Source organism: Herbiconiux sp. A18JL235, assembly GCF_040939305.1.
In the GTDB taxonomy this organism is placed as follows: domain Bacteria; phylum Actinomycetota; class Actinomycetes; order Actinomycetales; family Microbacteriaceae; genus Herbiconiux.
Genome location: NZ_CP162511.1, coordinates 591,936 through 614,166 on the forward strand (window position 1 = coordinate 591,936; position 22,231 = coordinate 614,166).

Annotated in this window: 19 protein-coding genes; 17 read left to right on the forward strand and 2 right to left on the reverse strand. The window is 71.1% G+C overall.

Features of this window, described 5'->3' with window-relative positions; genetic code table 11:
- Positions 1–16 precede the first annotated feature (16 nt).
- The 8 genes from ABFY20_RS02715 (at position 17) to ABFY20_RS02750 (ending at position 9,942) form a co-directional block, all read left to right on the forward strand.
- Positions 17–1,339, forward strand: coding sequence for an efflux RND transporter periplasmic adaptor subunit (locus ABFY20_RS02715; protein ID WP_368498418.1), 1,323 nt, complete (start codon positions 17–19; stop codon positions 1,337–1,339).
- The gene (locus ABFY20_RS02720) at positions 1,339–2,133 is read left to right on the forward strand and encodes an ABC transporter ATP-binding protein (RefSeq protein WP_368498419.1); all 795 of its coding nucleotides are present in this window, start codon (positions 1,339–1,341) and stop codon (positions 2,131–2,133) included. Before ABFY20_RS02715 ends, ABFY20_RS02720 begins: the two co-directional genes overlap by 1 nt.
- Positions 2,130–3,362: an ABC transporter permease gene (locus ABFY20_RS02725; RefSeq protein WP_368498420.1), complete on the forward strand. Its 1,233-nt coding sequence runs from the start codon at positions 2,130–2,132 to the stop codon at positions 3,360–3,362. The genes ABFY20_RS02720 and ABFY20_RS02725 overlap by 4 nt, the downstream gene beginning before the upstream one ends.
- Positions 3,363–3,404: 42 nt before the next feature.
- Complete coding sequence (locus tag ABFY20_RS02730; protein ID WP_368498421.1) at positions 3,405–4,388, forward strand: DUF5666 domain-containing protein; 984 nt, start codon at positions 3,405–3,407, stop codon at positions 4,386–4,388.
- 2 nt (positions 4,389–4,390) lie between these two features.
- The gene (locus ABFY20_RS02735) at positions 4,391–6,649 is read left to right on the forward strand and encodes an HlyD family efflux transporter periplasmic adaptor subunit (protein WP_368498422.1); all 2,259 of its coding nucleotides are present in this window, start codon (positions 4,391–4,393) and stop codon (positions 6,647–6,649) included.
- Between the two features lie 134 nt (positions 6,650–6,783).
- Positions 6,784–8,304, forward strand: coding sequence for a serine hydrolase (locus tag ABFY20_RS02740; RefSeq protein ID WP_368498423.1), 1,521 nt, complete (start codon positions 6,784–6,786; stop codon positions 8,302–8,304).
- A gap of 98 nt (positions 8,305–8,402) precedes the next feature.
- Positions 8,403–9,509, forward strand: a complete 1,107-nt coding sequence (gene purM / locus ABFY20_RS02745; protein WP_368498424.1) for a phosphoribosylformylglycinamidine cyclo-ligase — start codon at positions 8,403–8,405, stop codon at positions 9,507–9,509.
- Positions 9,510–9,603: 94 nt separating this feature from the next.
- Complete coding sequence (locus ABFY20_RS02750; RefSeq protein WP_368498425.1) at positions 9,604–9,942, forward strand: hypothetical protein; 339 nt, start codon at positions 9,604–9,606, stop codon at positions 9,940–9,942.
- Positions 9,943–10,089: 147 nt separating this feature from the next.
- Here the strand turns inward: ABFY20_RS02750 and ABFY20_RS02755 are convergent, their stop codons facing one another.
- Positions 10,090–11,040: a DNA-3-methyladenine glycosylase gene (locus ABFY20_RS02755; protein ID WP_368498426.1), complete on the reverse strand. Its 951-nt coding sequence runs from the start codon at positions 11,038–11,040 to the stop codon at positions 10,090–10,092.
- Between the two features lie 74 nt (positions 11,041–11,114).
- Between ABFY20_RS02755 and ABFY20_RS02760 the strand changes: the two genes are divergently transcribed.
- Positions 11,115–11,339 carry a response regulator gene (locus tag ABFY20_RS02760; protein WP_368498427.1) on the forward strand — a complete coding sequence of 75 codons (225 nt, stop codon included), beginning with the start codon at positions 11,115–11,117 and terminating at the stop codon, positions 11,337–11,339.
- Positions 11,340–11,425: 86 nt separating this feature from the next.
- Here ABFY20_RS02760 and ABFY20_RS02765 read toward each other — a convergent pair whose 3' ends face one another.
- Complete coding sequence (locus tag ABFY20_RS02765; protein WP_368498428.1) at positions 11,426–12,232, reverse strand: helix-turn-helix domain-containing protein; 807 nt, start codon at positions 12,230–12,232, stop codon at positions 11,426–11,428.
- Between the two features lie 97 nt (positions 12,233–12,329).
- Here ABFY20_RS02765 and ABFY20_RS02770 point away from each other — a divergent pair, with 97 nt between their 5' ends.
- From ABFY20_RS02770 to ABFY20_RS02805, 8 genes are all read left to right on the forward strand, one after another.
- Positions 12,330–12,854 (forward strand): VOC family protein, encoded by a 525-nt coding sequence (locus ABFY20_RS02770; RefSeq protein WP_368498429.1) that lies wholly within the window; start codon positions 12,330–12,332, stop codon positions 12,852–12,854.
- 129 nt (positions 12,855–12,983) lie between these two features.
- Positions 12,984–13,823: an alpha/beta fold hydrolase gene (locus tag ABFY20_RS02775; protein ID WP_368498430.1), complete on the forward strand. Its 840-nt coding sequence runs from the start codon at positions 12,984–12,986 to the stop codon at positions 13,821–13,823.
- Between the two features lie 145 nt (positions 13,824–13,968).
- Positions 13,969–14,976 carry a LacI family DNA-binding transcriptional regulator gene (locus tag ABFY20_RS02780; protein ID WP_368498431.1) on the forward strand — a complete coding sequence of 336 codons (1,008 nt, stop codon included), beginning with the start codon at positions 13,969–13,971 and terminating at the stop codon, positions 14,974–14,976.
- A gap of 121 nt (positions 14,977–15,097) precedes the next feature.
- Positions 15,098–16,396: an ABC transporter substrate-binding protein gene (locus tag ABFY20_RS02785; protein ID WP_368498432.1), complete on the forward strand. Its 1,299-nt coding sequence runs from the start codon at positions 15,098–15,100 to the stop codon at positions 16,394–16,396.
- Between the two features lie 77 nt (positions 16,397–16,473).
- A complete protein-coding gene (locus ABFY20_RS02790; RefSeq protein WP_368498433.1) occupies positions 16,474–17,466 on the forward strand; it encodes a carbohydrate ABC transporter permease in 993 nt (330 codons plus the stop codon).
- Positions 17,467–17,519: 53 nt separating this feature from the next.
- Entirely contained in the window at positions 17,520–18,368 is an 849-nt protein-coding gene (locus tag ABFY20_RS02795; RefSeq protein WP_368499851.1) for a carbohydrate ABC transporter permease, read from the forward strand.
- Positions 18,369–18,410: 42 nt separating this feature from the next.
- Complete coding sequence (gene yicI, locus ABFY20_RS02800; RefSeq protein ID WP_368498434.1) at positions 18,411–20,780, forward strand: alpha-xylosidase; 2,370 nt, start codon at positions 18,411–18,413, stop codon at positions 20,778–20,780.
- Positions 20,777–22,231 (forward strand): GH1 family beta-glucosidase, encoded by a 1,455-nt coding sequence (locus tag ABFY20_RS02805; protein WP_368498436.1) that lies wholly within the window; start codon positions 20,777–20,779, stop codon positions 22,229–22,231. Before yicI ends, ABFY20_RS02805 begins: the two co-directional genes overlap by 4 nt.

The following is a 22,231-nucleotide window of genomic DNA, read 5'->3' on the forward strand; positions in this document are numbered from 1 at the left end:
CCCTCAGAGGGAGACCATGAAACTCGCCGAACGCGCCAAGCGCCTCCGCCCCCGCACCTGGATCATCGCCGGCCTCGCCGCGCTCGTCGTGGTCGGGGGCGGGACGACCTGGGCCGTGCTGTCGACGACCTCGTCGGCCACCGCCCAGGTCGCCCCGACCACCACGACCGTCGCCGCGAGTCTCGAGACGCTCGAGAAGACCGTCGACGCCTCGGGCACGCTGGCCCCCACGGTGAACGAGAGCGTCGACTTCTCCGTCGGGGGCACCGTCACGGCGGTGAACGTGCAGGCGGGTTCGATGGTCGCCGCCGGCGACGTGCTGGCGACCGTCGACACGCTCACGGTGCAGGCCGATCTGCTCGCGGCGCAGGCGACGCTCGCCAAGGCGCAGGCGACCCTCGCGTCGGCGGAGGCGGATGACGACGGCACGGATGCGGCCGCCGCCCAGATCGCCTCCGACGAGGCCGCCGTCGCCGTGGCCCAAGCGGCGGCCGACAAGGCGGCGGCCGCCGTGAGCGGCACGACGCTGGTGGCTCCGGTGGCGGGGCTCGTGACCGCGGTCGGTCTCGAGGTCGGAGACGCGGTGAGCGGGTCGTCGTCGGGCTCCGCGTCATCGTCGGGTTCGAGCTCGAGCTCGAGCTCGGGCTCGAGGTCGGGGTCATCGGGCACGGGCACAGGCACGGCGGCGGGCGGGACGGGCAGCAGCAGCTCGAGCTCGAGCAGTACCGCGCAGTTCACCATCGTCAGCACCGACTCCTGGCAGGTCTCCCTCCAGGTGGGTGAGACCGACCTGAAGAACATCGCCGTCGGTGACCAGGTCGAGCTCGCCACCGACGACGGCACGTCGTTCTTCGGCACCGTCTCCGAGGTCGGCATGCTGCCCTCCACCAGCTCGGGCGCCGCCACCTACCCCGTGACCGTGGCCGTGACGGGGTCGCCCGAGGGGCTGTACGACGGCGTCTCGGTCACCGCCTCCATCGTCTACGAGCGCCGCACCGACGTGCTCACGGTGCCGAGCGCTGCCGTGTCGACGGATGCGGATGGCACCTCCACAGTCACGGTGGTCGGTGCCGACGGGGCGGAGACGGTGACCACCGTCGCCGTGGGTGAGACCTCGGGCTCCCTCACCGAGATCACCGCGGGGATCGCCGAGGGCGACGAGGTCCAGGTGACCCTGTTCACCCCGGGCCAGGGCGACACCGGCACCGGAGGCAGCTCGAACCAGGGCGGTTCCGGCGGATTCCCCGGCGGCGGAACGCTCCCGGAGGGCTTCGATCCGTCCCAGATGGGTGGGGCCGGCGGCGGGCAGTTCCCCGGCGGAACGACGGGCGGCAACTGATGACGACCGTCACCGAGCGGCGTATGCCGCTGGAGGAATACCGCACGCCTGTGATCGAGCTCGCGGCGGCCCGCAAGGTGTACCGCTCGGGCGCGATCGAGTTCGAGGCCCTGCGCGGCGTCGACCTGCAGATCGGCGAGGGCGAGTACGTGGCCATCATGGGCCCCTCGGGCTCCGGCAAGTCGACGCTCATGAACATCCTCGGCTGCCTCGACACGCTCACCGCAGGCCATTACCGCCTCGCGGGGCACGACGTCGACGATCTCGCCGAGGCCGAGCTCGCCGAGATCCGCAACACCGAGATCGGCTTCGTGTTCCAGCAGTTCAACCTGCTGCCCGCGCTCGAGGCCTGGCGCAACGTCGAGCTCCCGCTCATCTACGCGGGGGTGCCGGCCGCCGAACGACGCCGGCGGGCTGAGCGCGCCCTCGAACGAGTGGGGCTCGGTTCGCGATTGGCCAACAAGCCCGGCGAGCTCTCCGGCGGGCAGCAGCAGCGCGTCGCGGTGGCGCGGGCGCTGGTGGCCGAACCCACGATGATCCTCGCCGACGAACCCACCGGCAACCTCGACTCGGTCTCGACCGCCGACGTGCTCGGGCTGTTCGACGAGCTGAACGAGCTCGGCCGCACCATCGTGCTCATCACGCACGAGCTCGAGGTGGCGGAACGGGCGCGGCGCATCGTGTGGGTGCGCGACGGCGAGATCCGCAGCGACGGCCCCGCGCGCGAAGGCGGCGGTGACGGCGGTGCTGCGGCCGGAGGCCCGGCGCGCGCCGGATCGGCGGGTGCGGCATGAACTGGGCGGAGACCCTCAGCACGAGCTGGGCGGCCGTGCGGGCGCATGCGCTGCGCTCCCTGCTCACGGTGCTCGGCATCCTCATCGGCATCGCCGCCGTCATCATGACGGTCGGACTCGGCCTCGGCACCCAGAAGGACGTGAGCGAGCAGATCAGCTCGCTCGGCAGCAATCTGCTCATCGTCTCACCGGGGTCGAGCACCGACAGCTCCGGGATGCGCGGAGGCTTCGGCACCGGGTCGACCCTCACGGCGGCCGATGCCGAGGCGCTCGACTCCGCGGTGAACGCGCCCGACGTCGCATCCGTCGCCGCCGAGAAGACGAGCTCGCTCGCGCTGGAGGCGAACGACACCAACTGGACCACCACCGTCACCGGCACCACCCCGTCGTGGCTCGAGGTGCGTTCGCGGGAGCTCGTGGCAGGCGAGTTCATCACCGCCGACGACGAGGCGACCCAGGCCGCGGTCGTCGTGCTGGGATCCGAGACGGCGACCGAGCTGTTCGGCACCACGAACGTGGTGGGCCGGAGCGTCAGCATCGACGGTCGCTCCTTCGAGATCGTCGGTGTGCTCGCCTCGGCGGGCTCGGACAGTTCGTCGAACCTCGACGACCTCGCCGTCGTGCCGTTGTCGACCGCGGCGAACCAGCTCATCGGCGGCACCGACTCGAGCTCGGTCTCGACCATCTACGTCAAGGCGGCGTCGGATGCGCAGCTCGCAGCGGCGTACCAGGAGGTGCAGACGGTGCTGCTCAACCTGCACGCCGTCGCCGACGCCGACTCGGCCGACTTCACCATCAGCTCGCAGAACGCCCTGGTCGACACGGCGACCTCGATCTACCAGACCCTCACCGTGCTTCTCACCGGCATCGCCGCCCTGTCGCTCCTCGTCGGCGGCATCGGGGTGATGAACATCATGCTGGTCTCGGTCACGGAGCGCACCCGTGAGATCGGCCTGCGCAAGGCGCTCGGTGCTCCGCCGTGGGCCATCCGACGGCAGTTCCTCGTGGAGTCCGCGATCCTCGGGCTCACCGGGGGCCTCCTCGGCGCCGTGCTCGGCATCGGCGCGGCGCTCGTGCTGCCCGGGGTGATCGGCTCGTCCATCGTCGTGTCACCCGCCGCCGTCGGGGTCTCGATCGGTGTGGCCCTCGCCATCGGCCTGGTGTTCGGCGTCTACCCCGCCACCCGGGCCGCCAGGCTCGCCCCGATCGACGCGCTCCGCAGCGAGTGATCCTTCCTCCCCTCAACCCCTCCCACAGAAACGGTTACGACGATGACACTCATTCGAACCCTCACCGTGCGCGCGGGCCTCGTGCTCGCCGCCGCCGGCGTGCTCACGCTCTCGGCCTGCGCCAGCTCGACCACCGCATCCTCCACCCCGGCGGCCACCAGCGCTCCGTCGCAGGCCGGGGGCCGGGCGCCCGGGGGCGGCGGCATCTCAGGCGAGATCGCCGCCATCACCGGCACCACTCTGCAGGTGCAGTCGAGCGACTCGCAGACAGCGGTCAGCTACTCCGACTCGACGAGCATCTCGAAGACCGTCGCCGCGGCGCTCTCCGATGTGACAGCCGGTGTCTGCGTCACCACCCTGTCGTTCGGCGGGGGAACGGATGCGGGCGCCGGCAGCGCCGACGCGGCAGGTAACGATTCGGCGGGCACCGACTCGGCGGCCGCCGACTCGACGGGCGCGGCGACCTCGGTGGTGATCAGCGCGGCGGCCGACGGCGCGTGCGAGACTGCGGGCCCCGGCGGGGCGGGGGGAGGGTTCCCCGGGGGCGACGGGGCGCCTCCTACCGACCTCCCCGACGGTGCCACCCCGCCCACGGACGCTCCCGACGGCGTGATGCCCACCGGCGCACCCGGCGACTCGGGCGCGGGCGGCGGAGGGGGCTTCGGCGGGTTCACGAGCGGACTGGTCACCGCCGTGTCGGGCTCGACGATCACCGTCGAGACCACCGACGCCGACGGCGCGAGCTCGAGCACCGAGGTCGCCGTCGACGACTCGACGAGCTACACCTCGACCGTCACGGCCGACTCCTCGGCGCTCGTCGTGGGGGCCTGCGTCACGGCGCAGGGCGAGGCCGACGACAGCGGGGCGGTGACGGCGACCTCGCTCACGGTCTCGGAGGCCGGCGAGAACGGATGCTCCACCGGCTTCGGCGGCACACCGGGCGGCCCCGGCGGCATGAGCGGGCAGCGGCCGTCGGGCTCGGGCTCAGGCTCCGGTGCCGGTTCGTCGACGTCGAACGGGAGCTGACGATGAGGAAGCCAGGCGAGAGGGGCAGCCGGTGGCGGAAGGCCGACCGCGGCGTCGCGGCGGCGCCGCCGATCGCGACAGGGGCCGACGACCCGGCGAAGGGGTCTTCGAACCTGCTCACCGCATCCGAGGTGCCGGCGAAGCAACCGACACCTCCCTCTGCGAAGAAGGCGACGGCGCGACGTCGCCGCAATCGGCGGGTCGTCGCCGTTCTCACCGCGACGGCGGTGCTGTGCGCGGTCGGCGGCGGGGCGGCTTTCGCCCTCTCGCAGGGGTCGGGTGGGAACTACCGCACCGCGACCGCCGAGCTCGGCACGGTCGACGAGACGCTCGCGCTGAGCGGCACGGTCGCGTCGGTGAGCCGCAGCGACACGTCGTTCCAGGTGGGCGGCACGGTGAACGGGGTATCGGTCTCGGTGGGCGACACCGTCGCGGCGGGGCAGCGACTCGCGACGCTCGACACCTCCGATCTGCAGGATGCTGTCGATGAGGCCCAGGAGGCGGTCACGGCGGCCGAGGAGCAGTTGGCGAGCGATCTCGAAGCGCAGTCCTCGGGGTCGACGAGCAGCTCGACGAGCGCCGGAGGTTCTGCCGAGACGGGGGTCTCGGGCGATGCGGCAGCGGGGGCGGCGGGCGACGCGCCATCGGGGGCGGGTGGGTCTTCGGGTGCGACGCCTTCCGGCGGGACAGGGGGCGGCAGCGACTCCGGCTCGAGCGGTGGGGCGGGCTCGGGCGGATCCACCTTCGACTCCGCCGCCATCGACACCGCCGTCGCGGCGGTGAAGGCGGCGCAGCAGGCCCTTCTCGACCAGTACGCCACTGCCCGGGCGGCGACCGACGCCACTCAGGAGACCATCGCGTCGAGCGACACCGCGTGCCGCCCCTTCCTCGAGGCCACGATCGACGACATCGTCGCCGGAGGCGGCACCGGTTCGTCGGACGGCGAGTCCGACGCCGGTGACGATGCGTCCGACGACGATGCGGATGCCGGGGCCGGCACCGGCGGCGACGCGGGCACCGCAGACGGTTCGGCTGCGCTCGACGCGATCAAGTCCGATCTCGCCGCCTGCCAGACGGCGATCGGGGAGGTGCAGACCGAGCAGGTCGCGGTGCAGGCCGCTCAATCCACCCTGCTCGACCTCATGACTGCCCTCGACGACGCGGTCGCCCGCCTCCAGACCGCCGTCGCCGCCGCGGTTGCGGCGGCGGGCTCGGCCGACGGCTCGAGCAGCGGGTCGGCGGGTTCCGACGGCGCATCCGCGACCGCGACCCCGGCCCCGACCTCGACCTCGACCCCGACGCCGACGGCCTCCGCCGAACCCACGCCCCAGGCCGCGCCCGCGGCGGCGACGGCCTCCCGCTCGGGCTCGGCTTCGGCCGCAGCCACCACGACGGTGGCGCTCGTGGCGGCGGTCGACACGGGGTCGAGCTCCGGCGCGGCCGCCGCCAGCGGTGGGGGCACATCCGGCACCGGTACGACCGGCACCATCACCGCCGAGACGATCGTCGCCGACCAGGCCGAGATCGAGGTGGCGAAGTCCGACCTCGCCATCGCTCAGCAGCAGCTCACGCTGGCCGCTCTCACCAGCCCCATCGCGGGCATGGTCGCTGCGGTCTCCCTCGCGGTCGGCGACACCGTCACGGCGGCCTCGACCTCCGCCGCGATCACGGTGCTCGGCGACGACGGCTACCTCGTGTCGACCACCGTCACCCTCGCGAACGTGCCGAAGCTCGCGGTCGGGCAGACCGCATCCGTTCCTCTGGCGAGCGGTGAGGGCGACATGCCGCTGACCGGTGTCGTGAGCTCGATCGGCGTGCTCGACGTGTCGACCGACTCGTCGACGCCCTCCTACGACGTGGTGATCGCGCTCGATCCCACCGACCAGACGCTCCTCACCGGGGCGTCGGCGCAGGTGGAGGTCGCGGTGGCGTCGCAGGCATCGGTGCTGACAGTGCCCACCTCGGCGGTGCACCGCTCCGGGACGGACTACACCGTCGACCTGCTCGTCGGCGGCACCTCGCAGCCGACCCCGGTCGAGGTCGGCGCGATGGGAGCGGAACGCACCGAGATCACCTCGGGCGTCTCGGAGGGTGACGTCGTCGTGCTCGCCGACCTCGATTCCGACGTGCTCGACTCCGACTCGGAGACCGGCACCTCGGGACTCAGCGGCCTCGGCGGCTCGTCGACCGCGGGCACCGTCCCGAGCGGCGGCTTCCCCGGCGGCACCTCCGGCTTCCCGGCGGGGCCGCCGACGCAGTGACGCGCAAGAGCCCCGCGCCCCGGCCGCGGGTGGGATGATGCCCCGTCCATCACCTCCGGCCATCATCCCTGTGGGGGAGCGGGTTCCCCCTCTGGCCGGATGTGCGGGACGACGCCGGCCTGTTGACTCGGGGTATGAGCGACGAGATCTTCGACCAATCGCCCACCACGACCCTGCGAGGTGACCGTGGCGCCGCGCGCGACCGCCCCACCCGCCGCCGACGGGCAGGGCGCGTCGGCGCGTCCGCCGCCGCCCGTTCCGCCGCCGCCACCGCGACCGCAGCGGCACTCGCGCTCACGCTGGCCGCCTGCACGCCCGCCGGGTCAACCGACCCGGGGGCCGCAGCATCGGCCACCGCCGTCGCGGCGAGCGAGGTCGAACTGCCGGCAGGAGCGCTCGGCGAGCAGGCCGCGTGGGTGCTGAAGGCCATCAACGGCGACATCACCGAGAAAGACCAGCGGGCCGATGTCGAGGCCCGGTTCGCTCCTGAGGCGCTCGAGTCGATCAGCCCAGACGAGCTCGTCGCGGTGTTCGGTCAGCTCGGGGCGCAGGCCCCCTGGGTGCCGACCGCGGTCGAAGCCCTGGGGACCCAGGCCGTCATCACCATCACCCCGGCCTCCGGCGATGCCCTCGACATGCAGCTCGCGCTCGACGCCGAAGACCGCCTCGCGGGCCTGCTCTTCACCCCGGTCGCTGCCGATCGGGTGCCCGCCGCCAGCTGGCAGGAGCTCGAAGACGCCGTGGAGTCCTTCGCCGCCGACGGCCGACTCGTCGTCACCGAGGTGACCTCGCCCACCGACGAGCGGGTGGTGTCGGCGTCGGGCCTTGCCGCCGACGAGCCGATGCCCTCCGGTTCGATGTTCAAGCTCTACGTGCTCGGCGCGGTCGCCCAGACGGTCGCCGACGGCGGCATCACCTGGGAGACGCCCCTCGCCATCACCGACGACGTGAAGAGCCTCCCCTCGGGCGAGCTGCAGAACGAGCCGTCGGGCACCGAGGTCACCGTGCGCGACGCCGCCGAGAAGATGATCGCGATCAGCGACAACACCGCGACCGATCTCCTCATCGAGGCGGTCGGCCCGGATGCGGTGCGACAGGCGTTCACCGAACTCGGCCACCACGATCCCTCCGAGGCCGACCCGCTGCTCACCACTCGCGGTCTGTTCCAGCTCGGCTGGGGCGAGGGGGCTGCCGAGACAGCAGGGCGCGACGCCTGGAACGATGCCGACTCCTCGGAACGACAGGCACTGCTCGACTCCCTGCCCGGCGGTCTGCCCGACGTGAAGGCGTCGGCGGTCACCACGCCGGTCTGGCAGTACGGGCTCGACTGGTTCACCACCGCCGACGACCTCACCGCCGTGCACCTCGGGCTGCAGCAGCTCGCCGAGACGGAGGCCGGGGCGCCGGTGCGGGAGATCCTCGCCGTGAACCCCGGGCTCGGGGCGGATGCGCTCGGCGACGACTGGAGCTACGTGGCCTTCAAGGGCGGCAGCTCGGTGGGGGTGCTCGCGGGCTCGTGGTACCTCGAGCGCGAAGACGGCAGGGCGTTCACGATCTCGATCCAGGGCCGCTCCGACGACCCGGCCGAGCTCGCCGACCAGGCCACCTTCTTCGGCCAGGTGCAGGACGCCGTGGCGCTCCTCGCCGCTGAGTGACCGCCGCGCGGCCGACGCCGGGCGGTGACCGGTGGCCTCTGGCGTCGGCCCGCGTCGCCTGGCGGGACTCCGGGCGCCGCATCCGCGACAATAGGGGCATGAGCAACTCTTATGCGGCGGCCGGGGTCGACACCGAGGCGGGCGACCGCGCGGTCGAGCTGATGAAGGCCGCGGTGCAGCGCACCCACGGCCCCGAGGTGCTGGGCGGGGTCGGCGGCTTCGCCGGACTGTTCGACGCGGCGGCGTTGAAGGGGTACGCGCATCCGCTCCTGGCCACCTCGACCGACGGTGTCGGCACCAAGATCGCCATCGCGCAGGCGCTCGACAAGCACGACACCATCGGGCAAGACCTGGTGGGCATGGTCGTCGACGACATCGTCGTGGTGGGCGCCCGGCCGTTGTTCATGACCGACTACATCGCCTGCGGCAAGGTCGTGCCGGAGCGCATCGCCACGATCGTCGCCGGCATCGCGAACGCCTGCGCCGAGACCGGCACGGCGCTCGTGGGCGGCGAGACGGCCGAGCATCCCGGCCTCATGGGCGAAGACGACTACGACGTGGCGGGAGCCGCGGTGGGCGTGGTCGAAGCGGATGCGCTGCTCGGCGCCGACAGGGTCGTCGACGGCGACGTCGTGCTGGCTCTGGAGTCGTCGGGACTGCACTCGAACGGGTTCTCGCTGGTGCGGCACATCCTCGCGGGGGCCTCGCTCGGCTACGGCGACACCTCGGCAGACTTCGGCGGCGTGGTGGGCGAGGTGCTGCTCGAGCCGACCCGCCTCTACACCGGCCCGCTCGTGCGGGTGCTCGGCGACCCGGTGCTCGCGGGGGCCGTGCACGCGCTGTCGCACGTGACCGGCGGGGGCATCGCCGCCAACCTGGCGCGGGTGCTGCCGCAGGGCTCGTGGGTCGAGGTCGACCGGTCGAGCTGGTCGCCGGCGCCGGTGTTCCGCGTGCTGTCGTCGCTGGCGGGCAGCTCGCTCGAGAGCTCGGAGGGCACCTGGAACCTCGGCGTCGGGTTCTTCGCCGTGGTCTCGGCCCGCACCGCGTCGGCGGTGGCGGCGGCGATCGAGGCGGAGGGCATCCGCACCTGGCCCGTCGGCACCGTGTCGACGGCACCCCGCCCCGACGGCCTCGCGGGATTCGAGCAGGGCGCCAAGGGCGTCGACGGCGGCGCCGTGCGCCTGGTCGGCAGCTACGCCCCCTGATCCGCGGCGGCGCGCGGCCGGCTGCACGCGGTGGGCGGTACGCTGGCGGCACAGCTGAGCCCCGCGGCGCGGGGTGCCGATTCCGGGAGGACGCATGGCCGCACCCGTTCCGTCGCAGCAGGCGCTCGAGGTGTTCGATCGGGTGGCCGCCGAGCTCGGCGACACCGCCATCGAGCGCGGGCGCATGATGGGTCGGCCCATCCTCAAGCTCTCGGGCACGATGTTCGCCTGCCTGAACGGTGAGCTCATCGGGCTGAAGCTCGGCGCGGGCACCCCCGAGCACTCCGGCGCCCTGGCCCTCCCCGGGGCCGAGCTCTTCGACCCCGGCGGAGCGAAACGCCCCTTCAAAGACTGGGTGAGCATCCCCGTCGACCTCGCCGACGACTGCGTCACCTTCGCGGGCTTCGCCCTCGCCCACGTCGCCGCCCACTGACCAGCCCCACACTCCTCGCACGACACGACCGAATCTCGAGCCGGATGCGGCGGCACCGGGATCCGTCGCCCTCCCGCCTCGGAGGGAGGCTCCGTCGTTCGGCCGGAGCGACGCGGGGTGAGCCGACGCGGCGGGCGGCAGGCCGCCTCAGCCGCGCGTGGCCTCGTAGTGGGCGGAGCGGAGGAGCACGACGACCCAGGTGCGGTACGGGGCCCAGGCTTCGGCGAGCGAGGCGATGTGTTCGGCGGTCGGGGGAGTGTCGAGGTCGTAGGCCCACTGCACCGCCGCCGTGAGGCGGGCGGTGTGCTCGGGAACGTGGTCGGGGTCGCCGGCCCCGCGCAGCAGCACGAGCTCGGCCGAGAGCGGGCCGATGCCGGGCAGCTCCTGCAGCGCCGCCAGCGCTTCGGCTCGGGGCAGCGAGCGCAGCATCGCGCTGTCGAACCTGTTCACCCGCGCAGTCTCGGCGAGGGCCCGCAGCCTCTCCACCTTCGCGGCAGTGAGCCCGGGGAAGTACTGCAGCTCGGCCAGCTGCCGGGGAGCCGGGAACGCCCGCTGCGGCGACCCGCCCACCTGCACCTGCGTTCCGAGTTCGGTGGCGAGCCCGGCCTTGACGGCCGCGGCCTGGCCCATGCGCATCCGCTGGCCGATGATCGACCACGCCGCCGCCTCGTACCACGACCAGAAGCACACCGGCCGGAGCCCAGGAAAGGCGGACTGGAGGCGCCTGATGACCGGGTCTCGCTCGCCCACCTCGGCGTAGCCGCTGCCGTCGACGTCGAGCGACAGGATGCGCTCCACCTGCGACTTCGCCGCCGACAGCTCGGCCCGCCCCAGCGCGCGCTCGGAGAACAGCCGCCCCTTCACCGCGCCCGACTCGCTCTGCTCGACCGACACCCCCACCGTCAGCCACGAACCCTCGAGCGCGAAGGCGGCGTCGAGCACCGCGGGCGCACCCTCGGGCGCCGACGGGAAGGCGGCGGGTTCGAAGCCCTCGAGGAACCGGATGCTCGCGGCGAGCGAGTACCCGCCCCGCGGCTCGATCGTGAACGACCCGCGGGGCTGGGCCGGGCCGCCGCCCGCGTTCGGTGCTCCGCTCATGATCGCCTCCTGCGCACATCCTGGGGTACACCACCGACATCCGCAAAGGGCGCCTGCCCGGGTAGCCTGGGACGATGACCACTCCCGCACTCGCCCACCTCTCCGGCGGCCCGCTCGACGACCAGACCATCCCGCTCGACGACGGCGCGCCCGAAGAACTGGTGCTGCCGTACAGCGAGGGCCAGCTCGTCTACCGCTTCGTCTCCGCCACCGACGGCACCGACGGCCCGGCGACGGCGAACTACCGCTTCAACGAGGTCTCCGAGATCCTCTTCGAGGGCAAGTACGACGAGCACTGATCGGCTGCGACGAGCACGCGACGGCGCCGGCACGGTCGGCGCCACGCGCCGAGGCTGAAGCGGCGCAGGCGCCCGCTTCGCCGTCGTCAGCCCTCCGTCGCGGCGTCTGCACGTCGTTCGGCGGAGAGCACCGTCGCCCTCGGCGACTCCCCGACGATCGCGCTGTACCGGCGCGCGAAGTGGGCGTAGTCGGCGTACCCGAGCTCGGCGGCGAGCGGGCTGAGCGCGGTCGACGGATGCGCGTGCAGCCGCGTCGCCGCCTCCTGCAGCCTGCGGCATTCGATGAGCCACTTCGGCGTGACGCCGATGAACTCCCGCGTGAGCCGTTCGAGCGTTCTCAGCCCCATACCCGTTCGTTCGGCGAGGTCGGCGGCACGCACGAGGTCGGGCTCCGACTCGGCAGCGTGGGCGATCCGGTTCACCAGCACCCCGCTCTCGTCGACAGCGGCGCCGAGCGGGACGAGCCACGAGCGGAGGGCGGCGATGAGCTCGTGGCGTGATCCGCCGCGCTCGAGGAGGGCGGTGATGCGCCCCGACGGCGCACCCCGGAACGGAACCACCCTCCCCACCAGCTCGCGCGGCGGCTCCGTCGCGAGCAGCGGCCCGGCGGCGGGCCGGAACAGCACGCCGACGCCCCAGCCGCTGCCCTGGAGCTCGGTCACAGAGACCCTCGGGTCGGGCCCCGCCAGCACCGCGCCGTGGGCCTGCACCACGACGTTGAGGGCGGGATAACTCAGCACGCGCTGCGGCCGGGTCTCGCCGACCGGCAGGCTCCAGCGCACCACCCAGACGTGGCGGACGAGTTCACCGAGACCGGGGCCCAGCTCGAAACGGTCGAACGAGACCCCGGCATCGCCGGGGTTGAGATGCCCCTTCGAGGTCGGTTCCGACATCGGATGCGCCTCCTCCCCAGAGAGCGCCGAAACGGCATCTCTCCACAGTGTCGCGAAAGTTCAAGACGGGCCCGCGCAGCCTTCCTACGATGGCGCCATGACCACTGAATCACACACCCCCGTCACGGGAGTCACCGGCGAGCACACGACCGACGGTCTGCCCCACGGCTCCACCTCGATCACCCCGCACATCGTGGTGTCGCCTGCCGCCGACGCGCTGGAGTTCTACTCGGCGGTGTTCGGTGCCCGTCTCGTCGACGTCACACGCTTTCCGGGCGACGCCGGCACCGAACTCGTAGCGCACGCGGTGCTCGACTTCGGCACGGGCATGCTCACCCTGAGCGACCCGCTGGAGTCGTACGGGCTCGTGCTCACCGACCCCGAGCGCGGCGCCAGCTACTCGCTCGCGGTGTACGTCGAGGCCGTCGACGAGGTCACCGCTGCCGCCGAGGCGAAAGGCGCCACCGTGCGCGAGAAGCCGATGAGCTTCGTCTCGGGCGACCGGTTCGCCTCGGTGCTCGACCCGTTCGGGGTGCGCTGGTCGATCATGACGCGGGTGGAAGACATCTCGCCCGAGGAGAGCGCCCGTCGCGTCGCGGAGTGGGCGTCGACGCAGTCGTGACCTCAGCGCGCGCCGCGGCGCCTCGAGGAGCCCCCACGGAAGACTGCCCGGGAGAGGTCACCTCGAGAGCGGGCCGCGTTCGGGTCACCGGTCGTTGCGCCGGGCCTCCGGCGCGGGCAGAGTGAACACATGTCGAGGCTTGACGACGTGATCGAGGCCCTCCGCGACCCACGGGCACCCCTGCTGTCCGTCGCGTACGACACCGGGCCGGGCGCGAGCTCGACCCCGGGCCGCGCACCCGTGGTCGTGATGATCCATGGCATCGCCTCGTCGTCGGCGACGTTCCACTACCTCGAGCCGCTCGTCTCGAAGACCCATCGGGTGATCGCCATCGATCTGCTCGGCTTCGGGGGTTCGCCCCGCCCCGAGCACGCCGAGTACACTCTCGACGAGCATGTGGCGGCCCTCGCCCACACGATCCGGTCGCTGCACCTCGAACATCCCTTCGTGCTGGTCGGCCACTCGCTCGGCACCCTCATCGCGAGCCGCTACGCCGCCACCCACGAATCCCACATCGACAAGCTCGTGCTGGTCAGCCCGCCGGTCTACCTCTCGCCGAACGAGATCGGCGACCCCCGGGTGCGGCAGCGGGTGAGCGGCTACCTGCAGGCGTATCAGTTCTTCCGGCAGAACAAGGACTTCACGATCGCCCACGCGGCCATCGTCTCGAGGCTGCTTCCGGTCGAGCACGTGATGGAGATCACGGAGGAGAACTGGGACGCCTTCGTCAAGTCGCTCGAGCACTGCATCGAGTCGCAGACGGTGATCAGCGATCTCGCGCAGGTCGATCGCCCGGTCGAGGTCGTCTACGGCCGCCTCGACGAGTTCCTCGTGCCCGGCAACCTCGCCATCATCGAGAAGATGCGCAACGTCACGACCCACGTCGTCAACGTGAGCGACCACATGATCCGCCCGCGGATGGCCCGCGTCGTCGCCGCCGCGATCGAGTCGCCGGCTGCCGCCACCTGAAGAAGAGCGCCGAGCTATTTGTGCTCACTGGCAACAAATTAGGGTGAAAAGGTTGACCGAGCGCCGATGAGTATCTACCGTGGTGTCGAAGCGCTTCCGCGAAGCGCTTCGACACTGCTGGCAGAGACGACAGGGAGGGCGCGAGATGGCATCGATCCAAGACGTCGCCCGCGCGGCCGGTGTATCGATCTCGACGGTCTCGTACGCCTTGAGCGGCAAGCGCACCATCGCCGCAGCCACCCGCGACCGCATCGACGCCGCCGTCGCCGAGCTCGGCTACCGACCGAACGCCGGGGCGCGGATGCTCGCCGGCAGCCGCACGAACCTGCTCGCCCTGAGCGCCCCTTTGCACGCCGACACCTACGCTCCGGCTCATATGACCTTCGTGCTCGCGATCGCCGAAGCCGCCCGCGAGTTCGACTACGACACCGTTCTGCTCGTGCAGGACGAGGCGGTGAACGGCCTGCGCCGCATGGTCTCCTCGAAGCTCGTCGACGGCATCGTGCTGCTCGACGTCGACCGCGACGACACCCGGGTGCCGCTCGTGCGCGAGCTCGACATCCCGGTCACCCTCGTCGGCATTCCGGGCGACACCTCAGGCCTCACCTGCGTCGACCTCGACTTCGAGTCGGCCGCCCGCCTGTCGGTGGAGCGGCTGGTGAGCCAGGGCCACCGCCAGATCGGCCTGATCGGCCACCCCTCCGAGCTCTACGAGCGCGGCTCGAACTTCCCGATCCGCTTCCGTGACGCCTTCGCCGCGGCCGCCGTCGAGTTCGGTGTCGACACCCTGTTCGTGATGCCCGAGCAAGACCCGGCGAGCGTGAGATCGGCTCTCACCGAGCTCTGCGCATCCCTCCCCGATCTCACGGCCCTCGTGCTCAACTGCAACGAGCCCGTGCACACCATGCTCCTCGAGCTGCTCCGCAAGGAGGGCCGGAGCGTTCCGGGCGATCTGTCGATCGTCTCGGCCTGCTCCAGCTTCCCGACCGATCAGCTCGATCCCCCGCTCGACGTCATCCCTCTTCCCGCCCTGGTCACCGGGCGCCGAGGGGTCGAGCTCACCATGAGCCAGCTCAGCGGGTCGACCGACCCGGTCGTCGAACTGGTTCCGCCCACGTACATCGCCAAAGGGTCGACCGCCACAGTCACCTGACCCCGCAGGCGTTGTCCCGCGAGTGTCGTCGCACACGATCGAAGCGCTTCGACAATCCGGACCCCACCACCGCACCACACCCAGAACACCGAGCATCCTGCTCACTACAAGGAGGTAGACAGTGAAACGACGCACCCGCGTCCTCGCCGGAATGGCGACCCTCGCCGCCGCGACCACGGTTCTCGCCGGCTGCTCGAGCGGCTCCGGCGACTCCGGCGACGACAAGACGCTCACTCTCTGGCATTACGAAGGCGCCGACAGCGCCATGGGCAAGGCCTGGGACGAGGCGATCAAGGTCTTCGAGGAGGAGACCGGCGCCACCGTCGAGTTCGAGGAGAAGGGCTTCGAGCAGATCCGCTCGACCGCCAGCCAGGTTCTCAACTCGAACGAGGCGCCCGACATCCTCGAGTACGCCAAGGGCAACGGCACCGCGGGCCTGCTCGCCAGCCAGGGCCTTCTCACCGACATCACGGATGCGGTGGAGGAGTACGGCTGGGACGACAAGCTCGCCCCGGCGCTGCAGACCACCGCGCGCTACGACGAGGACGGCGTGATGGGCTCGGGCCCCTGGTACGGCGTTCCCAACTACGGCGAGTTCGTCACCGTGTACTACAACAAGGACGCCTTCGCCGAGGCCGGCCTCGAGGTGCCCACGACCTACGCCGAGTTCGAAGCCGACATGAAGGCGTTCAAGGACGCCGGCACCACGCCGCTGGCCGAAGCCGCTCAGGAGTACCCCCTGGGTCAGCTCTGGTACCAGCTGGCACTCAGCAAGGCCGACCGTTCCTGGGTCGACGACTACCAGCTCTACAGCAACCCCGTCGACTGGCAGGGCGAGCCGCTCACCTACGCCACCGACACCGTGAAGGACTACGTCGACAAGGGCTACATCTCGCCCGACGCCTCCGGCCTCAAGGCCGAAGACGCGGGTGTGTCGTTCATCAACGGCGACGCCCCGATGTTCGTCTCGGGCAGCTGGTGGTACGGCCGCTTCACCGAGGAGATCACGGGCTTCGACTGGGGCATCTTCGAGTTCCCGGAGTCGGAGCTGAACCTCGGCTCGGCGGGCAACATGTGGGTGGTGCCGACCAGTGCCAAGAACCCCGACCTCGCCTACAAGTTCATCGACATCACGATGCGGCCCGAGATCCAGGCCATCCTCGGAAACAACGGAGGCCTCCCGGTGGCCGCCGACATCGCCGACATCACCGACGAGAAGAGCAAGGAGCTGATCGACCAGTTCAACACCATCAACGAGCGCGACGGCCTGGCCTTCTACCCCGACTGGCCCACCCCCACGTTCTACGACGAGCTGAACGGCGAGCTGCAGAACCTCATCAACGGCACGGAGGACTCCACCACCGTGCTCACCACGCTGGGCGACGACTACGACTCGTACGTCGACGACTTCCGCAAGTGAGTCGGCGCGCTGAGAAGCGCGCTCACGAGACACACCAAGACACACCAAGAAGCACCAAGGAAGCAGGAAGGCCCCTCATGGCAACCTCCGTGCCCTTCGTCCGCCCGGCGAAGCGCGCGGCCCGGGTCGCCCCGACTCCGGATGAACCACTCATCCCGAGTCGGGGCGGCCGCGGCCGCGGCGCCTACTGGCTCTACCTGCTGCCCGGCTTCGTGCTGCTGACGGTGATCGTGCTCATCCCGCTGGGATGGAACGTCTACCTCAGCTTCACGGAGTGGCGCGGCATCAAGCCGCCGGAGTTCATCGGTCTCGAGAACTGGATCGAGCTGTTCGGCGACGCGGCCTTCTGGGCCTCGTTCCGCAACTCGATCGCGATGATCATCGCGATGGTCATCGTGCCCACGGTGCTCGGCCTCCTGCTCGCGGCGCTGCTGTTCGACCTCATCGGCCGTCGCTTCGGGGGCCGGCTGGCGAGCTTCCTGCGCGCGACCTACTACCTGCCGCAGATCCTCCCCGTGGCGGTGGCCGGCATCGTGATCGGCTGGATCCTCCGGCCCGGCAATGACGGTGCGCTCAACCAGATCCTCGAGGGGATCGGGCTCGGCCAGCTCGCCCACAACTGGCTGGGCAGCCCCGACACCGCGCTCGCCAGCATCATGGTGGTGATGGTCTGGGTGCAGATCGGCTACCCGGTTGTCATCTTCATGGCGGCACTGCAGCGCGTCGACCCGGAGCTCTACGAGGCGGCGGAGCTCGACGGCGCGAACTGGCTGCAGCGGTTCCGCTCCATCACCATCAGCATCATCCGTCCCGAGATCTACGTGGTGGCGCTCACCTGCACCATCGCCGCGCTCAAGGTGTTCGGCCCCATCTACGTGCTCACGGGCGGCGGCCCGGGAACCTCCACCCTGGTTCCCGCCTACTACGCCTACAGCGAGTTCTTCCAGGCGCAGCAGGTGGGCTACGGCGCCACCATCGCCACCGCGCTCACCGTCATCATCGCGGTGGTCGCCATCGCGTTCATCCGTGCCCAGCTGCGCGGTGAAGAGAAGGAGAGGGCCGGCCTGTGACCGCCACGACTGCTCCCGTCCGCCCGGCAGCGCCGACCGACGGCCCCGCCCCGGTGAAGCGCCGGAAGAACGGCAAACGCCCCCGCACGGTGACCGACTGGGTGCTGCTGATCGCTGCGATCGTGGTGGCCGCGCTCATCGCCTTCCCGTTCATCCTCATCCTCATCAACTCGTTCAAGTCGCCGCAGGACTATGCGGCGACCGGCCCCCTGCAGCTGCCCACCCAGCTCTACTTCGACGGCATCGTGCGGTTCTGGGAGCGCGTCGACTTCCCCGAGAAGCTGTGGAACAGCATCTTCATCTCGGGCGCCGTCGCCGTTCTCGCCGTGCTCATCTCGGTGCTGAACGCCTTCGCCATCGGCATCGGCCGGGTCAGGGCGCGCACCTCGATCATCGTGCTGTTCCTGCTCGCGAACCTGCTGCCGCAGGAGGCGCTGCTCTACCCGCTGTACTACATGTTCAAGCAGGTGGGTCTCTACGACAACGTGTGGAGCGTCATCATCATCTTCACCGTCATCCAGAGCGCGTTCGGCACGTACCTGCTGTCGTCGGTGTTCGGCACCTTCCCCAAGGAGGTGCTCGAGGCGGCGGCGCTCGACGGCGCCGGGCGCTGGAAGACGCTGTGGCGGGTGATCGTGCCGATCTCGCGGCCCACGCTCGCCGTGCTCCTCATCTTCTTCTTCATCTGGACCTGGAACGAGTTCCTCATCCCGCTCACCTTCCTGGTCTCGAACTCGAACCAGACGGTTCCGGTGGCCATCAGCGTGCTGCAGGGCGACCGACTGATGGATGTCACCACCACGAGCGCCTCGGCGCTGCTCGGTCTCATTCCGACCCTGGTCTTCTTCCTCATCTTCCAGCGCACCCTCACGCGCGGCATCACCGCCGGCGCCGTGAAGTAGACACACCCCCCAGCTTCCGTACCACCCCCACGAAGGACATCCATGAAGTTCACCGACGGTTTCTGGCACGTGCGCCCAGGAGTCACCGCCCTCTACGCCCAGGAGGCCTACGACATCGACGACCGGGGCGACAGCCTCGTCGTGTCGGCGCCCACCAAGGTGATCGAGAAGCGTGGCGACGTGCTCAACCGACCCCTGCTCACCGTCACCCTCTCCTCGCCCCTCGAGGGTGTGGTGCGGGTGCGCATCGAGCACTTCCAGGGCGCGCGCCGCTCGCCGGGCTTCGAGCTCGTCGGCGCGGTGGAGGGTGGTACCGGGATCGGCAGCACCGCATCCGTCGACGGTGGGGTGGCGCTCACCACCGGGTCGCTGATTGCGACGGTCGCGGAGGGTGCACCGTGGTCGCTGAGCTTCGAGTCGACGGCGGGCACCGCGGGCGCGGCGGGCGCGGCGGGCACCGCGGGCACCGCGGGCGCCGCAGAGGGCGGCACCCGCCCCCTCACCGCCAGCGGCCACAAGTCCGTCGGCTACATCACCTTGGCCCCGGATGCCCCCGTCGCCGCAGAACCCACCGGCATCGCGGGGGTCACCTCCACGGGCCTCGCCCCCGCCACCCACTACGTGCACGAGCAGCTCGAACTCGGCGTGGGCGAGACCATCTACGGTCTCGGCGAGCGCTTCGGCCCGTTCGTGAAGAACGGTCAGACCGTCGACTCCTGGAACGCCGACGGCGGAACCTCGAGCGAGCAGTCGTACAAGAGCATCCCGTTCTACCTCTCGTCGAACGGCTACGGCGTGCTCGTCAACCACCCCGAGCACGTCTCGTTCGAGGTGGGCTCCGAGGCCGTCGAGCGCGTGCAGTTCTCGACAGCGGGCGAGGCGCTGGAGTACTTCGTCATCGACGGGCCGACGCCGAAAGACGTGCTCGCGCGCTACACCGAGCTCACCGGCCGCCCGGCGCGGGTGCCGGCCTGGTCGTACGGGCTGTGGCTGTCGACCTCCTTCACCACCGACTACGACGAGGCGACGGTCACGAGCTTCATCGAGGGCATGGCCGAGCGCGAGCTGCCGCTGTCGGTGTTCCACTTCGACTGCTTCTGGATGCGCGAGTTCAACTGGACCGACTTCGACTGGGACGCCCGCACCTTCCCCGACCCCGAGGGCATGCTCGCGCGCCTGCACGAGCGCGAGCTGCGCGTCTCGGCGTGGCTCAACCCCTACATCGCGCAGCGCTCGGCGCTGTTCGCCGAGGGCGCCGAGGCCGGCTACCTCGTGAAGCGGCCCGACGGCACCGTCTGGCAGTGGGACATGTGGCAGGCCGGCATGGGCCTCGTCGATTTCACGAACCCGGATGCCCGGGCCTGGTTCCAGGAGAAGGTGCGCACTCTCGCCCGCCAGGGCGTCGACGCGCTGAAGACCGACTTCGGCGAGCGCGTGCCGCTCGACGTGGTGTGGCACGACGGCTCGTCTCCCGAGACCATGCACAACCTCTACACGCAGCTCTACAACGAGGCGGTGTTCGAGGTGCTGTCGGAGGAGCGGGGCGAGGGCGAGGCCGTGCTGTTCGCCCGCTCGGCGACCACGGGCGGGCAGCGCATGCCCATCCACTGGGGCGGCGACAACTCCTCCTCCTTCGTGTCGATGGCCGAGACCCTCCGCGGCGGGCTCTCCCTCGCGCTCAGCGGCTTCGGCTTCTGGAGCCACGACATCGGCGGCTTCGAGGGCACACCCGACCCCGCGGTGTTCAAGCGCTGGGTGGCGTTCGGCCTGCTGTCGTCGCACTCGCGGCTGCACGGCTCCACCAGCTACCGCGTGCCGTGGGCCTTCGACGAGGAGGCAGTCGAGGTCACCCGGCGCTTCGCGACCCTGAAGCTCTCCCTCATGCCGTACCTCTACTCGCTCGGTCTCGAGACCGCCGAGACGGGCGTCTCGTTCATGCGGCCGATGCTGCTCGAGTTCCCCGACGACCCCGCCGTGCGCTACCTCGACCGGCAGTACATGCTCGGCTCGTCGCTGCTCGTGGCCCCGGTGTTCTCGGCCTCCGGCGCTGTCGAGTACTACCTCCCCGCGGGCACCTGGACCCAGCTGCTCACCGGCGAGACCGTCACCCAGCCGGTCGGCACCTGGCGCCGCGAGACCCACGACGTGTTCAGCCTGCCGGTGTGGGTGCGGGGCGGCTCCGTGCTGCCGACCACCTCGCGCGTCGACCGGCCCGACCACGACTACTTCGAGTCGCTGACCTTCACCACCTACCCGGGCGAGGGCGGGCCGTCGACCGTGTCGGTGACCTCGCCCGAGGGGCGCACGGTGTCGTTCGACGTGACGCGGGGCGACGACGGTACCGTCGAGGTGACGACGGATGCTGCCGACGTGACGTTCACGCTGCGCACCGCCCAGGAGGCACAGGCATGAGCGACGACTACCGCGAGACCGGCCTGACATTCCCGCCCGGCTTCGTCATCGGCTCGGCCACCGCCTCTTACCAGATCGAGGGCGCCCACGACGAAGACGGCCGCGGGCCGTCGATCTGGGACACCTTCAGCCGCACCCCGGGCAAGGTCTGGAACGGAGACACCGGCGACGTCGCCGACGACCACTACCACCGCTGGGAGGCCGACCTCGACCTCATGCAGCAGCTGGGGCTGGAGTCGTACCGGTTCTCGATCGCGTGGCCGCGCATCCAGCCCACCGGCCGGGGGCCGGCGCTCGCCGAGGGCATCGCGTTCTACTCGCGGCTCGTCGACGGGCTGCTCGCGCGCGGCATCACCCCCATCGCCACGCTCTACCACTGGGACCTGCCGCAGGCGCTCGAAGACGAGGGCGGCTGGACGGTGCGCTCGACAGCGCTAGCCTTCGCCGACTACGCCCGCATCATGGGTGAGGCGCTCGGCGACCGCATCGCCGTGTGGACGACGCTCAACGAGCCCTGGTGCTCGGCGTACCTCGGCTACGGCTCGGGGGCGCACGCGCCCGGCCGCACCACGGCGCTCGGAGCCCTGCAGGCGGTGCATCACCTGAACCTCGCCCACGGGCTCGCCATCGAGGCGCTCCGCGAGGTGGTGACGAACGACCCGCAGTACTCGATCACCCTCAACCTCCACGTGCTGCGGGCCGAGGCCGGCTCGGGGGAGTCGGGGGCGGATGCGCTGCGCCAGATCGATGCGCTCGCCAACCGGGCCTTCACCGGCCCGCTGCTGCACGGTGCCTACCCGGTCGATCTGCTCGCCGACACGGCGGGCATCACCGACTGGTCGTTCGTGCTCGACGGCGACCTGGAGCGCATCCGGCAGCCGCTCGACGTGCTCGGGGTGAACTACTACGCCACCACGCTGGTGCGCCGGTGGGACGGCAGCTCTCCTCGCCTCATGGCCGACGGGCACAAAGACATGGGCGGTTCGCCCTGGCCGGGAGCCGACGACGTCGAGTTCCTGCCGCAGGAGGGGCCGTACACGGCGATGGGCTGGAACATCGACCCGTCGGGGCTGTACGAGCTGCTGCTGGCGCTCCGCGACGAGTTCCCCGAGCAGCCGCTCATGATCACCGAGAACGGCGCAGCGTTCGACGACGTCGTGACGACGGATGCGGACGGCACCCCGCGCGTTCACGACCCGCTGCGGGTCGACTACCTGCAGCGCCACTTCACCGCGGCCCATCGGGCGCGGGAGGCCGGTGTCGACCTGCGCGGCTATCAGGTGTGGAGCCTGCTCGACAACTTCGAGTGGGGCTACGGCTACTCCAAGCGGTTCGGCATCGTGCGCGTCGACTACGACACGCAGGAGCGCACGCCGAAAGACAGCGCGCTGTGGCTGAAGCGGCTCATCGAGACCCGCGCCATCCCGGCGCCCGACGATCTGGCGGGCTGA